Below are 15556 nucleotides of genomic sequence, written 5' to 3'. Positions count from 1 at the left end.
TTTATCTCCCTCTACATACACACTAATTTGAGATAGTCTTCACGAAGAATTCCATACACCGCACAGTCTTTATACTGATTCTTTGCATTGCGGATCATGTGGCGGATCACGCCTTCTTGTTTCATTCCAACTTTGGCCATAATCCTACCTGAAGCAGGATTGTCGGTGTTATGTGCAGCTGAGATCTTATGGATGTTCATCTGTCGAAAGCCGAACTCTACCACAGCTTGCAACGCCTCAGTTCCGTACCCATGGTTCCACCACTTGAATCCAAGCGAATAGCTTACCTCACAATTATCAGTCGAGCTATCAAAATCGTACAGATCGATTTCTCCAATCAGTTCACCTGTTTCTTTTAACTCAATACCCCAATAACAATATTCCTGATCTTCATACTGACTGACGATCTTTTTCACCCGCTCTTCTGTTTGAGCGATGATCGTGTGAGCTGCGTTCACTCGATTGTCTGCGACGCGTTCGTCTGAAAGCCAATGGTCAAATATGTTTTGAGTGTCGGATGGTTTCAAAGAACGAAGAAGTAGTCGGTCAGTTTCTAAAACGGGAGTTCCGGAATACTTAATCATATACACACCTCATACATAGCGAAAGACTGCTATTTTGTCACGTACCAATATACGAACAACCCTATGGCGATGACCGCCCAAACAATTGACTGCAAATATCTTCTCATTTAAAAAAATCCTTCCATAATAAAGCTGAAACCAAAGATAAAACTATTCAATCCATACTCCAGCTTTCATCTTCTGAAACCAATTCTGTATCCAATTTTCAGGCATGGACACCGTATTCAGATCGAGTGCTCTTAATTGTTTATCTGTATACGTATTGACTAAGTATAAATCCCACTGACACTCGATATCTCTGGCTATGAAAAAGGTAAGATCTCCTTTTTCGTCAAGATCTTCTTCTTCCCACGCCATCGTTAAGTTATCGCACCATTTCGCAAGTTCGTATTGAGAATACTCACTCTTATTCTCACAAAAATTCTTTAACAGCTGTTTCAGATTTTCATATGAATACTCGTGATTAATTATAGTCTCATTCCAGTTCCAACTCATACAAAGTCCACCTCGATCTCAGCTCCGACGTTTGACGCGAATGTGAGGATGTCTTTCTCTAAATACAAAGCCGGAGCTTGCCCGTTTTCCATTCGAATTACAATACAGATTATACTCGCTAAGCCAAACTCCGCTTGTAATTCATTAATGATTGAGCATTTATCTCTCAACCGATTCATCACTTGCATAAGCTGTTCATTCACATCGAGCGAGTATTGGTATTCTGTTCCGTACTCCCAATTTGTTTCTTTCCTGCGGAGTGAAGAATTGGCTGAAATTTAATCTCCCTTTTTATAACTTTCAGTTGGTGTGATCTCTAGTCTTCTCGTCACTTCATTTATAGAAAAGTCATCGCCAAAAAGGGAGAAGTACACTTTCACTTCAGTTTTGTTCATTGCATCTCCCATCAATCCGTTACTTGTTTTTTCCATTTAAAGAGGTGGATTTTCTACACCCAAATGAATCCATTCTTCTTTCGGTGGTCCATAAACCCCAAAAGGTTTAATTCCCGCTTGACGCATTAAGATTGTTACTTGTCCACGATGGTGAACAATGTGCTTGATAAGTCCTATCAGAATCTGAGCGTTTGTTTCCTCTCTACCGAAGGCCGTTTGCACTTCTTTCAAGGTTTCGTCTGTCCATTGCTCTTCAATGGCTCTCGTTGCAGCAGAACTTAAATCTTTAAAAGTGTCAGCAATCTCTTTAGCTGATATTGGAACCTCTTCTGTATGTTTTACTTTATCTGTTTTCAATCCAAAATGAGCTAAGTACTCTGGAATATTAGTGGTAAGATGCCATGCGATTCTCCCTAACGTTCGTCCTTCCGAGTAAACTTTCTGTTGCAACGATTCATCGGTTAAACCATCTAACACCTTTTGCGTTAGCGTTGCTTCGCGATTCCATTCTCGAATAAAATCCGCAATGGTTATATACATATGTAAGACCTCCATTTTCTGTATGATATAAACCTTAACCTCGAGAGAAAAATAGAACTTATCCTAAATCATTCAACAAAACCACTTCACCTGTCTCAGCATTCACGCCATGGTGACAATCTAACTTACCGCATAGAACATACTGCTTCTCTTCATCGTCATACACATAAAAAGGCTTAAGCTCAAACAAACCTTTTAACTTCTCGTACGCTTCTTCTTGTGTCACGGTCACATCGCCTGATTCTTCAAAGGAATGATACATCTCTAACATGAACTGGTTGTCGATATAGTTCACAACGTCGATCGAGTTGGGATCAAGGAGTATTGAAAGTTTTCTTTCAAACACTCTTGTTTCATGCTGGTCTGTTCTAAGTGTTGCAATCAAGTATTTTTTGTCACGATGCAGATTTGTCACACGCCATTTCCCTGAGTCCTCAGGATACTCCTGACGTAACAAACGTTCTACAGCCTGCACACAACTCTTCTCTTCTTCCTCTGTAATGGGTCGAGTGGTTGGAGAAGGTGTGCAGGCAAAGGCTTCAACAGGCGTAATCTCTTCTTGCAAATCAATTTCTTCTCGTTCAAAAAAAGCTTTAGAGATTGGCTCTTCCCATTGCAGAATGTGATTCACTTTTTTTGAAGTCCCACCATCTTGAAGCATTTCAAATGGTTTAGTCGACTGATCATCGTTTTTTATGTAAATCTCTTCAAACGCATACACCGCAAATAACTTCTTTTGTTCAAACGACGGATATTCTAATCTCTTCACTTGTTTCTTAGCTATGTGTTTCGCTTTCTCTAAGGAAAGAGTATAGGATTCGCGTTTTACCGTATCACCCGTTGGAAAATCTCCATGAACTGAAAAGAAGATTAGCTGTCGTTTATCATTCCATTTCACTTCAATCATTCCAGACGGCGAGATAGGAGTATTGTCTATAAATGAACGAAATTCTATTTCATTTTCTGTCTGTTTATGTATTTGAAACTGCTCGTTATATGTCAATCCTGTTTCTTGTTCGATCCACTTAATTACTTCCTCAGTTCCACTATTAAATGTGATTCCATCTTGTGCATAGGTCTCGCCCATAACAAAGATTGCGGTCTCTAATTTTCCAGTGTTAACGTTGTATTCAATAATCGCTGTACCTTCTGGATTCGAACCATCTTCATCGGACTCCGTTCCATTCGGAAACCACTCCAAACAAAGTGTGTAACTCGTTTCGTTGAAGTGGTTCACGTTTCTCCAGAGACTATGATGATGTAAATAGTAGTTTCCTAGTCCGAACGTTGTTTTGGCTTGATCTACGAATGTTTGTATTCTGCTATCCACTACTCTCGCTCCTTTTGTGACTGTTCGCCAAGTTCTCCCATGACGATGAATAAGATCCAGACTCCAAGAACGACCACAACCCCGTAACCTACATAGTACAAAACTGTGTTTATAAACCAGATTAAGGCGCCAAATGGACCAAAACGTTCCAGATCCACTAGACTTAGTGACATAAACCCAAGTCCGACTAGAAATCCATAAAGCAGGTGCTGCAGTCTGTTCATCGGAATCCCCTCCTCCTTCACCTTACTTCTTTTCTAAATAGATATACTCATCCACCGTGTTCATAGCTGAAGAGGCTTTTAGAATCTTCATACCTTTTAACCGGCTGCCACACTGAAAATGAACCGTGTCATCTGCACCGATCTGGATCTTGTGCGTTGCGCTCTCAACCCAGTCGATCTGCATCTTCACAATATACTCACCAGGAGCTACATCCAGTTGTTTCGTTTCTCCGTCTTTGATCTGTTCTGTCTTGCTCTCGTTCAGGTAAATATCAAACTTTCTCATCTTATTCATGAACTGACTGTCTCTCTTAAACACTAATTTCGCCATTTTCGTCCCATCCTTTTCTATGAATCTTACAAGTTATTACATTCTTTTATTATATACTTCATATAGCTGAGTGCATCATTTCTTCTCTTCCTCATCGATCCGTAATGCGAGAACTTATTTTCATTTCGGATACGCAGTGCTTCTCGGATGATTTGATGATACTCTTCAGGAACCGTTTGTAATGCATATTCACCAGCTCCCTCTTTTGACGTGATATCTTCTTCTCTTATCGAATAATAAAGACGCGTCACACCAAGTACTCCCCACTCAATCATGTTTGCACTCATATATAGTCCTATAAACTGAAGAGACGGAAAACGCTCACAGTTCTTCATCCAGTTCAGCCAATAACCGTTAATGTTCTCGACCAAGTTTGTTTTCAATTCTGTCCAATCTACAGATAGATTATATGTTTCAATCGGCAGTCCTTTAACAACCATGCCGTATGTCTGAAGTTGGTAAGTATCGATCCAATTACGGTAAAAAGGTCGATAACTTTGAAGCTTTCCTTCATTAAAATACGGACAAGAAGAATTACCGTTATTCTCACTCTCTAAATCTTCACGCATCAGATACATGCCATCTAAGCTCGGCTTCGGATACTCTTTTCTCATCTCATGGTGAATCTCTTTCAATACATCTACTTCTGATTCTGTTAGCTTTTCTTTTGTTACAGCGTAAAAGTCGATGTCACTTAATCCTTCTTGATAAGATCCAATGGAAATAGAGCCGAATAGATAAAATGACTCTAACTTGTTTGGCAGCTTCTTCTCTATTTTTTCAAAGTAAGAATTCAATACTTCCTTTACTTCTTCAGGTATACGTTTTGGTTCATTTCTTGTTTGCGTTTGGGTCATGCCGTTAGCCTCTTTTCATGAACACGTTGTATTCCTATATTTTAGCATATTTATCCAATCGACTCAGAATGAATTGACATACAACCAAAAGGTGTTATATTCTAAACGTACAACCAAATGGTTACATATTAAGACGAGGAGATGAAAGCTTGTGTCAACACTACCAGATATTAAACAAACCGCAACCTTTAACGCACCGATTCAAAAAGTGTGGGATTCTGTATCAACATCAGAAGGCATGTCATTGTGGTTCATGCCAAATGACTTTAAAGCTGAAGAAGGTCACGAGTTTCACATCCAGTCCCCTTTTGGACCTTCACCATGTAAAGTGCTCGTGATCGATGAACCGCATAAGCTATCGTTTGCATGGGACACAGACGGCTGGGTCGTGACGTTTCTGTTAGAGGAAAAAGGAGATCAGACAGAGTTCACACTGATCCACAGCGGGTGGAAAGAAGAAGACGCAAACGTTGGAAAAGCGAATCAAAAGGCGCAAGATGTGCGGGACCGCATGAACGGCGGATGGGTTGGTATTGTAAATGAAAGACTGAAAAAGGTTGTAGAGGGTTAAGTGGCAGCACCAGCAGAAAAACACGATGTTTTTAAAGCTATTGCCGATCCGACAAGACGTGAAGTATTAAGGCTGCTTTCTGAACATGAGCGGCCAATCTCAGAGATTGCTGATCACTTTGACATGAGCCGGACTGCTGTGACGAAGCATCTACAGATTTTAACGGAGGCTGAGCTTATTTCTGGCAGAAAAGAAGGCAGGGAGAAAATTTATCAGATGCATCCAGAGCCTTTAACCGAAGTGAAACAGTGGCTAGCTTATTACGAGAAGTTTTGGGGTAACAAGTTGGCTATGTTGAAGCATCTTGTTGAGGATCACACTAACAAACTGGACAGGTAAAAAGCTTAAGAGCATAAATCCCTTAAGCTTTTCTATCAATTATTTATCCATTGTTAAATTGATCAAATAGGATTCTATTAAAATGAGCTTGAAATATTAATAACCTAGTTAATAGCTCTCTTAAACAGATTTTTTAAAGAAGTTCACACACATTAGGTAAATCGAATTTTATTTCATATGGAGAATAATAACTAATGTTGCCAATTGACATTTTTTTTTCGATATTATTCTTTAACCCAATTAAATTCCCATCTGCTAGTTTGATAAAAACTTCCCCATTATCCTCTATGATTTTGGAGTGATTCTCACCATAATGAAGATTGTAAGCAGCCTTAACAGGATTTAAATATTGAATTTGTTCATCCATGGTATATTTTTTATGTTCTGCTTTAACTAAATATAATAAAAGTTCTAAACCAAGTAGGCGATTCAAATGTTCATGCTTCATTTGGTTTTGATAATTTCTTAAGCACTTATAACAAGACGATTCACAATCATTTATACATTCGCTAAGCAAACTTATTGTTTCTTTGATAATTTCTTCAATATGCATTCCTGCTACAAAGGAATAACCTGCACCTCCAGATAAAGTGTCAAATAAATATAAATCAGCATAGCTCTCCCCTTGTTCGTTATGCACAATTCTGTAGCCCACTGTTAACTCCTGTGCATCAATATCTAAGACTCTACTTGCGCCTAAGACAAGCCCTTCTCCTAATGTAAGTAAGGCATCATGCAACCATTGTTTATTAGCATTAAAGTCAATATACTCACTCATACTTAAACGGATTAAAAATAAATCTGATGTGAATTTATTTCCTAGATAAATTAGGTGTACGTTACCAGAACATTTTTTTTCAATCATACCTTGACGTTGGAATGGTTTATAGTGCCCTTTGGATAAATCATCATTTTCAATGACGGGTTTAATGAATCCACAATCTTCACACATAATGAAACCACTTTCACCATCTATGCCCCTATTCATGACAATAAGTTCTTCATCTTCTCTGTGCTCATATTTAATAAAACCATGTTTATTTAATGTTTTAAAATCAAATTTAACTTTTTCATTCGGAACAGGTAACTGAGGTGTACTAGCAAAACTATACTCTTGTGTTAAATCACCTTTTGATACCTCTTTACCTCTTTCTGGTGAAAAACCCGTTGGACGAATGTATGGCATTGATTTTAATTTTTCCTTACAGTTTGGACATTTTTCAGCAGACTCACTAGTTAATTCTGTATAGTTACATTTCACACATACTGCCACATATTCATCGTGCAAATTTATTTCTTGGGCTGGTGCTTCCGGGTTTTTTGAAAATGGATTAAAAATACCTCCTATGCGATAAGTCTTCTTGTTAACAACAATTTGTCTCCCAGGTGCATATTCACCTAAAGCACGATTAAGCTCTAACTGGGGTCTTTGTTCCATAATTACTTTATTATTTTTATCACGGCCTTGAATATAAAGACTTGTTAAATCTGTAGGAAACGCGTAAGTAGGTAAAAAACCATGATTAAACAAAAAGTTCAGCAGTAATTCATCTGGATGTGGCTCTGTAAACTGATCATCTTCAGCAATTAAATCTTCATATTCTAATAATCCTTTTTCAATCTCAACGAAAGCATCATCTAAATCTTGTCCTATATTTTCAGAAGCTTGTTTAATAAGTCCCCATTTTTCCCCGTCATTTTTTATTGCTTCTTCAGGAATAATAGCAAAAATTTCAGGATGTTTTTTAAATTGTGTTTTTACCTGTTTTGCTAACCAATCTTCAAAACTATCTAAATTAAATTGTGAAGATCCTTTAAAGAAATCACTAGTAGTTCCAAGGGATTCAGAAATATTACTTGTCGCTAGTTCCCCCTCCTGTGAAAAGTTGTGAAAATAAGTTTGAATAAGCAAAGCGTTTAAATGACGCTTAATAATCTTTTTATTATTAATATATATTAGTGCATCGCGAGTTTCTCCACTAATAATTAACTCGGGATTATTAAAGTAATAGTGATCGTGTGGACCATCTTGTGCATACGTAACAACTGTTGATAGTGATGAACCACGACGCCCTGCCCGCCCGGCTCTTTGCTGATAATTTTCGCGCTGTGGTGGGATATTTCGCATACCAACAGCCGTTAAAGAACCGATATCAATGCCCACTTCCATCGTAGTAGTACAACTTAATATATCTACAATACCTAGACTTTCTTCAAGAACAATATCTTGAAAGGCCATCTCATATTGTTCTGTGGTTGCTAAAGCAATACTTTGATCTTTTTGTGATAATTGCGCTGTGTGTTCTTCAACTGAGACATTTGTAATTCTTTCCCCATTTAAAACTTCTTCAATTGGTGTACGCCAATACCCCTTTTCTGCTTTCAAAATTTTACTGTCTGAACTCAATTCTATTATGGAAATTGCATTACAACTTGGACAATTATTGTGTGGAATAACTGCATGAATTTGTTTACACGAAGTACATTTATACCATGTGAAATTTATACCATCAATAATTTTTAACTTATCTAAATCTAAATAATACTTATCTAACTGACTTCTACAAAGTTGTTCAAACAAATGTTGAATAAGTGTCCCGTAATTATCTTCTCCTACGTAAGATTTAATAATTGTTTTAAGTTGTTTTGAAATATTATGTCTAGTTTTTCCCCATACTGAATCATCCCGATACAACCCAAGCAATTCACGTCTATCAAAAGAATCCAGGCTAATATCAATAGCAATATCGTCTAATAATTCTTTAATAAACAGTATTGCGACCTTCTCTAAATTATCTTTACTAATCCATTCTTGCACCTGCGCATTTCGATATAGTCGTTTCATATTCGCTGGTGCTACAATTCCGGTAGTTGTATCATAAATTGAATATCCAGGAGAAGAAATAATTTCTAACATACATAATTTAAATTCTTCTCGAATCGATATGGAAATCTCCTCAAATTCAACATCAGATAATTTTTTTTCATAAAAATCATTGAAGTAACTTTTTACATCCTTCATTAAATCTTTTCTTTGCAATTGAGAAAATAATAGTAAGCGATTCTCATGAATGAAATGAAGAACAGTAGGATACAATTCGCGACCAATCGTAGCACGTATTCCTTGTTTTTCAAGCTCAAATGCAGCTTTTAAAATTAATTGACGTACTGCGTCCTTTTCAACTTCTTTAGGAATATCTCGTGCGAGACGTGCTGCCTTTTGACGTCCATCAGAAAAAATTAAAACTTTTCGCCCTTCATTTATGTTTTCTGCTTTCCCTTCCATTGGTGGTTGTATATTAAATTGCTCACGAATTAAGTTAGCAAAAGGTTGTTCCCCTTTTATCCGTAAATCTCGTATATTAAACTTGGCATTCCTCAAACAACATGGACATTTTTCAAATGAACGTGCATTTGAGTAAAATTTGTTATGTTTTCTGGTAGAAACTTTTTCAACAGACTCATATACTTGAATGTATCCTTCCATTGAAGTTGGTGGTTCATTGCTAATATAGCCTGTTTCAATATGCAACCATAATGGAGCAATTCTTTTCTTCTCTAAAGCATCTGGATGTGGTTGTTCAACTAATAAATGAATTTCAGTTAATTTCTCCCCTATAATTCCATGGCCACTTTCATTCCAAAGATAAGTTGGATAACCAGAATCTTCCTGAAAAAAACCTTTAATAAAAGTAGATCCACAATTACGATGTGTTAAAACTTCATAAACACGCGCACCACAATTACAAGTTATACGATAATCATCATAAATCTTTCCTAGTATCCCATTTTGATTACAGTTTTTACATTTTGGATTTAAGCAGGAATATATTCCAGATAATCCCCTGAAAAAAATATGCACACGAGCTGGTAACAATACACGTCCATCTTTATTCGCAGCATTTGCCAATAATATAAGATTACTAATAGCTTTTTCAGCTAGTTCTTGCTCAATATCTGGACATACTATAGATACTATTTCCTTTAATGAAGTTGCTTGTCCACTAATTTGAGCAATTATTTTCTCTAATGGGCCAAATCCATCTAATTGTTCATATAAATATCGAGGAAATTCTTTTTTTTCAGATGGAGGATTTGGCCATTTCATAGATTTAAAGAATCCTTTCATCTCATGGAACTCATCAATATAATCTGTTTTAAAATCAATAAAAGTAGAACTACTCAAACTCGCTAAAATTTGTAATTCTTCTATAGTTATTAACCGAGCTGGAGGACGTTTCTCTTTTGTTCCTTTTATAAGCTTAAAACGACGTTTTATAGGTTTTCCAGTTAATTGTTCTGCAAACTTAATAGGACCGGTTTCATCTTCTTCTTTTCCTAAACTAGCAGAAGTTAGTATACATTTCATTCGATCACGTTCAATTCCTAAGCGTGATTGGAGACGTCGAATTAACAAGGCGACTTCTGCACCACCGGTACCACGATACATATGAGCTTCGTCTAGAATTAATATAAAGTGATTTTCTTCACTTTCATCTAACCATTCTTTAGTTTGTTCCCAAATAGACCGTTCAATAGGACGCATTAGCATATATTCTAGCATGGAGTAGTTAGTAACAAGTATATCCGGAGGTGTATCTTGCATCTCATGACGTGTAAATAGCTCTGCATCTGAAGGTTTGCCACGGTAACGATCTCGATTATTTTTTTTAGAATTCAAAAATGATTGTAAATCCTTAGCTGGCCATTTCCCTCTTTCTTTCATCTGCTCTACTTTATCAGGCATTGTATCTTCTAATTTTGTATAGTATTTTAATATATCATTTAATTGATATCGGTCTTTAGTCGCCGAATGTTCTCCGGCATAAGGTGTTCTAGATGTGTACATCCCAAATTGAACATTTCTACTTTGAGTATCATTAAACATTTTTTTTAAACGTTCATCACCAAATAAACGGCGTAAACGAGTCATTTGATCACTAACCAAAGCATTCATTGGATAGAGAATTAATGCGCGTACAGCTCGTTTTTTAAAAATTTGAGGGTTTTCACTAGCTTCTTTATATAATGAATTTAGTATCGGATGTAAAAAAGATTCCGTTTTCCCCGAACCGGTACCTGTTGAAACAATTAAATCATTATGATCGTTTAAAAAAGCTTCCATAGCTTCTTGTTGATGTAGATATGGTCGAGGAAATACACCAACAGATGGTTTTAAGGATGCTAACTCAGTCATTAACTCTTGAGCATATTCTGGGATATTCATACTAACAAATTCTTTTCCAGATTCATATACAGGTGTTGATTCAATATAAGGTTCTGTTGAAAGCACACCTGATTTATTAAGTAATTCAGTACGCTTTTTTTGAAGCGATGGTTCACTGATTGGATATTGAGTTTCAATATATTCAGCTAATTTTCGATGTAATCGTTTACTTACATAATTAATTGAGTACTCCATTCTTGGCGACAACTCCTTCTTCATTTAATTTACAATATGCCAATATACTACGAACATTATTGATTTGATCTTCGGTAGTAAAATAGCTTTTGGGCCATCTATTCTCATTCGGCGTCGCTATCAATCGTAATAGTATATTTTCTTCTCTAGGAAGTGAATAAGGAAGTTTAATCTCAAAACACCCATAATTATGGTTAATTAATTGGTATGTCAAGGTTGCATTTCCAAAAAAACGTAGAGCGTATCGTAGTCGAACGAACATATTGCTAACTATTTGAGTGACATACCATTCTCCATTTTTCCACTGTGCAAAATATTTTTCTGGTTTTATTTTGTTACCAAATTCTCGATCAAAGTAAAGAATATAAAATTTCCCTTCTTGCATATTCTTAATAGTAGATGTTTTAAATGAACCTTTTTCAGTGAAGTACATCATCTCTTTAGGTTCAATGTCATGATTGTTTGTTATTTTTTTTGTGTATACACTTAGTAACTTTTCAAAAGGTGGACGATAAATATACTCGTTAAGTGTTAGGGTTATTGGTAACTGTTTATCAGTCAGTTGCCCCAAACCAAATCGATTTTGTGTTGGAGGTTTTAAAGCACTTATTGATATATATTGTCCATCCGGTAGTTTAATTGTTCTCTCTGGTAAAAGTGAATAATAGCTATTACCCACATGTATGATTTCTCCTTGTTGGGAAAGGAAATGAATAAACTGAATAGGGACTGATCTTTTTTCATCTTTAAAAAAAGAGAGGAATTTATCAGTTTCTTTATTAAATAGTCTCTCAAGAACAGGTACTAATCTATGAGAGTGTACTTTATTAGTTTGAAACTCCTCACAAAAACCAATAATTAATTGCTTAACATAATAGCTGTAATGATTAATGTTTTGTTGTAGTGAAATATATTCATTAATCATTAAGCTTCGACTCCTACTTCATTATTTTGATTTAACTTGAGTGAATTCTTGAATACTTTGTAACACCACTCGAATAATTCTTCTTCAGAAATGAAGAATTGTAAGTAGTTTAACCATCCAATTAATTGATTTGGTACATTTACATCAATGCCTTCATTATCTTCAATCCATTCTCTAAAGTCTCTACGAATAGAAATTGAATTTTCTACCACAACAGATTCGTTGACTTTTTCAAGCATTAATTGTCCAGGTTGAAGTGAATTAAAGTTGTGCCTTGTCATAAAACGAGACATATAATCCATTGAATTAATTATTGGTGCATGAGGCATTTTTTCAATTAAAGCATTAGCTTCTTCTATAGAATCAATTGTAATAAATACTAAATCAGGAATTATTAATTCTTCAATCCATTTATTTTGTTTAAAATGAACTGGTAAAGTATATAACGCAGCAGTAGTGTGTGGATTATGAATAATAAGTGTTTTTACTGCTTCATTCCTCGTGAATCTTGCATACTCATGATTTAATTGAGTTAAACTGAAGGTTTCTATTTCAGGAATTACTGTTAACATTTGCTCAGACGAAATTGTTTTTGCAATACATTTTGATAATTCAAAGCTACTTTCACCAAAAATAATAATAGGCTCATGAAGGATAACAGCAGTTGAAATTGTTGCAGCTAATGTACCATTTTCATCATTTCCTTTAAAAATTGCAAGGTTATTATTAAGTAACTCTTTAAAATCGCTAACGCTCATTAATGATTTCCCTAGATTAGATTGAAATTGAGCATAGCTGAGTTGAGTACTGTTCACTGATGAAAAAGTAGCCATTGAATAATTTGGAATATTTGATATAGCCAATTGTTCCGCATATACACTCGCAAAATTATTACGTAAGCGCTCTATTTTATCATGCATAATTTTTTCAATTTCAGTAATATTGCTTTTTAAGTTCTCTAATACTTTGGATTCATTAACATAGGCATTTTTCAACTTTTCTAATTCTTGCTTTTTCTTATTATTTTCTTTTTCTAATTTTGCATTGGCTTTTAAAAACTTATTATATTCATTTTCAAATAATTCTTTTACACGTTTATCAATAATACTTTTTGTTATGTCTAACTCTAATATTAATTCAGTAAATACCGATATTTCTTCATCCTTAAGCGTATGACCTTTCATTATCTTAATTGCTCTATATAAGCGTTCTTGGATGTGTGTACCCTGAACATTATCTGAATTGTACCATTCTTTTAATCTAGCAATCATTTTTCTAGATAATTCAGCAAACTCGGCATTATCCTTTAGTTGTTTTAGAGCATCACTAATTACACGCTGTTCATTTGCAACATCAATCCAGCCTTTTAAATTTAATGAGTCTAATTGATTTATACAAAAATAACGTTCTTGGTTTTTATCAAAAATAGCTGTAATATCAATTTCTTGTTCATAGTATGGTATATAATTTTCTTCTTTACATCGGTATATTCCGTTAGTAAACTCCATTTGTACAGGACCTAATAAATAGTCATCTGCTGTTCTAAAGATAACTTGGTTAGAAATAACAAATGGAATTGATAGTCCTTTACTTAATAAATCCTCTATTTGATATCTATCTTTCTCAATAGTTTCATCAAGGTCAATAACTTCAAATAATTTATAATTTATAATTTCTTTTCCTAATAAATATTTACAAGAGGTAGGTCTCGAAATATCGAATGTGTTAGATTCTATAAGTTCATGAAAGCGGAATACTTCCTTCAGGGGTGGTTGATAAAAATCTGTTATAAAAATTTTACCTGTATTAGGGAATATGGTATATAACTCATCTTCATTTAATACTTCTAACTTTCTACCATCATAAATCCCATAAGGTTTCGCACCAGCAGCTTCAATTGTATATCCATCTTTTTGAACTGTTCTTTTATAGATTTTAACTAAAGCAATCATTAAAAATGTCTCATCTCCTTAATTACTTCTCCAACTGGTTTAGGAACACGTAGGCCAAAACGGCGAATATTATAAAGGATTTTATCTTTATAAATAAAGTCACTGTTCATTACAATTGACTGAAGTAATCTAATTTCTTCTACTAAACAAATGACTTTTGGATATAAATAGTGCCTTTCATACAAGCTGAGAATACTTTCAAACTCTATTTCACTTGAAAATTCTAAGGTTTTGTGAACATTGATACTCCATAAAGTAGGAAAATCCACACGAATAGGAGAATTAAAAGTATACGTTGCATTTGATTTTATTTCATAATTAATATCTGTCTCAGTTGTTACTAGTACATTTAAATTTGATTCAAATTCTATTTGATTTATGTTTAAATCACGAAAAGTAAATAATGCATCTCTATTATTGATTGCTGCTTGACCATCAAAGTCAAAGGTATGCTCTAACTCAGGGTTGTAAAGTATTGTTAGAATTTCAGTAATTTCTTGTTCAATATAAAGCTGATAGTAGCCTTTATTTTGTAAATCAAGTTCTACAATCTGATTATTTGGTACTTTTAATACTTGACGATGAAAATTTGGATGTTCCAAAATCACACGCTGTTCCTTATGTCTTATACCAATATTAGTGAGTAGCCAAAAACTTTTACGACTATTTAATTCTACAGTCGATCCGTTTTTTTTAAACGATATTGGCGGAAGAATATCTAAATGACATGTAGCAGGCAATAATGTATAGGATATAACTTTCAAAAACCAATTTTGTAAATTATCTGAAAAATAAGTTGGCACGTTTAATTCATATAAATAATAATTATCGTAGTATGCTTGGCTAATCAATTCTAAATCTGGATGTATATGGATTACAGGTGTTGATGACACTATAAAAAAACGACCCGATAATGTAATTTTGCGATAAGGGATACTAATAAACTGACCTTGAATTTCTTTAAATATTAGTGGGCCATTTAATAGAGGCTCATAAATACCACTAATATTTAGACCTAGCCTTTTTTCATATAGGTGATTAGAGCATATAAAAGTATATCTATCTAATAGAGGAACTTCTTCCTCACTAGCTTTACGAGTTGGTAATAGACGTACAGAATTTAACTTTAATTCCGGAATTTCTCTACATTGATATGTATAGTATAAGTTATCAATATGTATATTCACATTTACATTCGATTGTCTAATAATTGGGAACTTTAATTGAAACATGTATTCCTGATCTATCTTATTTAAAACTAGTCTCACTCTTTGGCGTGCTAAAAGCTCTTCATCAAACAAAGAAGATTCACCAAAACCTTGAGAATATAATTCACAATTAGTTTTTATTTCTTCAGGAACGCCTTTACCATGACGAAAATGAGGAACATTCGTTGTCCCAGGATAAAAATGAAGAGTTCCATTACATATAGGACAAAAATAGCTTCTCCCTTTAAAAGCTTCATTTGCTTTTATTAATTGATAATCAGCTGTATAGGCTCGGTCCATCTAATCACCTCAACAATAATTGTTAATATGTAGTTATTATCATATTATTTTTAGTATTAAACCTAACCATTATCAAACCAGCA

The 15556-nt window shown here is 34.6% G+C and carries 13 protein-coding genes and 1 pseudogene; 2 read left to right on the top strand and 12 right to left on the bottom strand.

Annotation, left to right across the window (positions count from 1 at the left end; all coding sequences use genetic code 11):
• Positions 1–11 precede the first annotated feature (11 nt).
• The 8 genes and pseudogenes from IHV12_RS17735 to IHV12_RS17700 all read right to left on the bottom strand — a co-directional run bounded on the left by IHV12_RS17735 (position 12) and on the right by IHV12_RS17700 (position 4756).
• A complete protein-coding gene (locus IHV12_RS17735; protein ID WP_197191666.1) occupies positions 12–584 on the bottom strand; it encodes a GNAT family N-acetyltransferase in 573 nt (190 codons plus the stop codon).
• A 150-nt stretch (positions 585–734) separates the two neighbouring features.
• Entirely contained in the window at positions 735–1079 is a 345-nt protein-coding gene (locus tag IHV12_RS17730) for a hypothetical protein (protein ID WP_197191665.1), read from the bottom strand.
• A pseudogene (locus IHV12_RS17725) lies at positions 1076–1474 on the bottom strand (DUF4279 domain-containing protein). Before IHV12_RS17725 ends, IHV12_RS17730 begins: the two are co-directional and overlap by 4 nt.
• A gap of 36 nt (positions 1475–1510) precedes the next feature.
• Positions 1511–2014, bottom strand: coding sequence for a DinB family protein (locus IHV12_RS17720; protein WP_197191664.1), 504 nt, complete (start codon positions 2012–2014; stop codon positions 1511–1513).
• 58 nt (positions 2015–2072) lie between these two features.
• Complete coding sequence (locus IHV12_RS17715; RefSeq protein ID WP_197191663.1) at positions 2073–3344, bottom strand: hypothetical protein; 1272 nt, start codon at positions 3342–3344, stop codon at positions 2073–2075.
• Positions 3344–3568: a hypothetical protein gene (locus tag IHV12_RS17710; protein ID WP_197191662.1), complete on the bottom strand. Its 225-nt coding sequence runs from the start codon at positions 3566–3568 to the stop codon at positions 3344–3346. The genes IHV12_RS17715 and IHV12_RS17710 overlap by 1 nt, the downstream gene beginning before the upstream one ends.
• A 22-nt stretch (positions 3569–3590) precedes the next feature.
• Entirely contained in the window at positions 3591–3899 is a 309-nt protein-coding gene (locus IHV12_RS17705; protein WP_144699638.1) for a hypothetical protein, read from the bottom strand.
• Positions 3900–3925: 26 nt separating this feature from the next.
• Entirely contained in the window at positions 3926–4756 is an 831-nt protein-coding gene (locus tag IHV12_RS17700) for an aminoglycoside adenylyltransferase domain-containing protein (RefSeq protein ID WP_197191661.1), read from the bottom strand.
• Between the two features lie 151 nt (positions 4757–4907).
• On the opposite strand from IHV12_RS17700, the gene IHV12_RS17695 reads away from it, so the two are divergent.
• Positions 4908–5327 (top strand): SRPBCC family protein, encoded by a 420-nt coding sequence (locus tag IHV12_RS17695; RefSeq protein WP_197191660.1) that lies wholly within the window; start codon positions 4908–4910, stop codon positions 5325–5327.
• Positions 5328–5666, top strand: coding sequence for an ArsR/SmtB family transcription factor (locus IHV12_RS17690; RefSeq protein ID WP_197191659.1), 339 nt, complete (start codon positions 5328–5330; stop codon positions 5664–5666). It begins immediately after the preceding gene.
• Positions 5667–5799: 133 nt separating this feature from the next.
• On the opposite strand, the gene IHV12_RS17685 is transcribed toward IHV12_RS17690, so the two are convergent.
• The 4 genes from IHV12_RS17685 to IHV12_RS17670 are packed head-to-tail and all read right to left on the bottom strand — an operon-like array spanning position 5800 to position 15473.
• A complete protein-coding gene (locus IHV12_RS17685) occupies positions 5800–11088 on the bottom strand; it encodes a DUF1998 domain-containing protein (protein WP_197191658.1) in 5289 nt (1762 codons plus the stop codon).
• The gene (locus IHV12_RS17680; protein WP_197191657.1) at positions 11072–12013 is read right to left on the bottom strand and encodes a hypothetical protein; all 942 of its coding nucleotides are present in this window, start codon (positions 12011–12013) and stop codon (positions 11072–11074) included. The genes IHV12_RS17685 and IHV12_RS17680 overlap by 17 nt, the downstream gene beginning before the upstream one ends.
• Positions 12013–13965, bottom strand: coding sequence for a hypothetical protein (locus tag IHV12_RS17675; protein ID WP_197191656.1), 1953 nt, complete (start codon positions 13963–13965; stop codon positions 12013–12015). The genes IHV12_RS17680 and IHV12_RS17675 overlap by 1 nt, the downstream gene beginning before the upstream one ends.
• Positions 13965–15473, bottom strand: coding sequence for a hypothetical protein (locus tag IHV12_RS17670; RefSeq protein ID WP_197191655.1), 1509 nt, complete (start codon positions 15471–15473; stop codon positions 13965–13967). The genes IHV12_RS17675 and IHV12_RS17670 overlap by 1 nt, the downstream gene beginning before the upstream one ends.
• Between the last annotated feature and the right edge of the window lie 83 nt (positions 15474–15556).

The organism is Fictibacillus sp. 7GRE50 (genome assembly GCF_015903875.1).
GTDB classification, from domain to species: domain Bacteria; phylum Bacillota; class Bacilli; order Bacillales; family Fictibacillaceae; genus Fictibacillus; species Fictibacillus phosphorivorans.
This window is presented reverse-complemented; position numbering and strand designations above follow the sequence as displayed.

Excerpts from the sequence above, each read along its gene's own strand:
- IHV12_RS17735 (WP_197191666.1), bottom strand. The coding sequence starts at position 584 with ATGATTAAGTATTCCGGAACTCCCGTTTTAGAAACTGACCGACTACTT.
- IHV12_RS17730 (WP_197191665.1), bottom strand. The coding sequence starts at position 1,079 with ATGAGTTGGAACTGGAATGAGACTATAATTAATCACGAGTATTCATAT.
- IHV12_RS17720 (WP_197191664.1), bottom strand. The coding sequence starts at position 2,014 with ATGTATATAACCATTGCGGATTTTATTCGAGAATGGAATCGCGAAGCA.
- IHV12_RS17710 (WP_197191662.1), bottom strand. The coding sequence starts at position 3,568 with ATGAACAGACTGCAGCACCTGCTTTATGGATTTCTAGTCGGACTTGGG.
- IHV12_RS17705 (WP_144699638.1), bottom strand. The coding sequence starts at position 3,899 with ATGGCGAAATTAGTGTTTAAGAGAGACAGTCAGTTCATGAATAAGATG.
- IHV12_RS17700 (WP_197191661.1), bottom strand. The coding sequence starts at position 4,756 with ATGACCCAAACGCAAACAAGAAATGAACCAAAACGTATACCTGAAGAA.
- IHV12_RS17685 (WP_197191658.1), bottom strand. The coding sequence starts at position 11,088 with ATGGAGTACTCAATTAATTATGTAAGTAAACGATTACATCGAAAATTA.
- IHV12_RS17680 (WP_197191657.1), bottom strand. The coding sequence starts at position 12,013 with ATGATTAATGAATATATTTCACTACAACAAAACATTAATCATTACAGC.
- IHV12_RS17675 (WP_197191656.1), bottom strand. The coding sequence starts at position 13,965 with ATGATTGCTTTAGTTAAAATCTATAAAAGAACAGTTCAAAAAGATGGA.
- IHV12_RS17670 (WP_197191655.1), bottom strand. The coding sequence starts at position 15,473 with ATGGACCGAGCCTATACAGCTGATTATCAATTAATAAAAGCAAATGAA.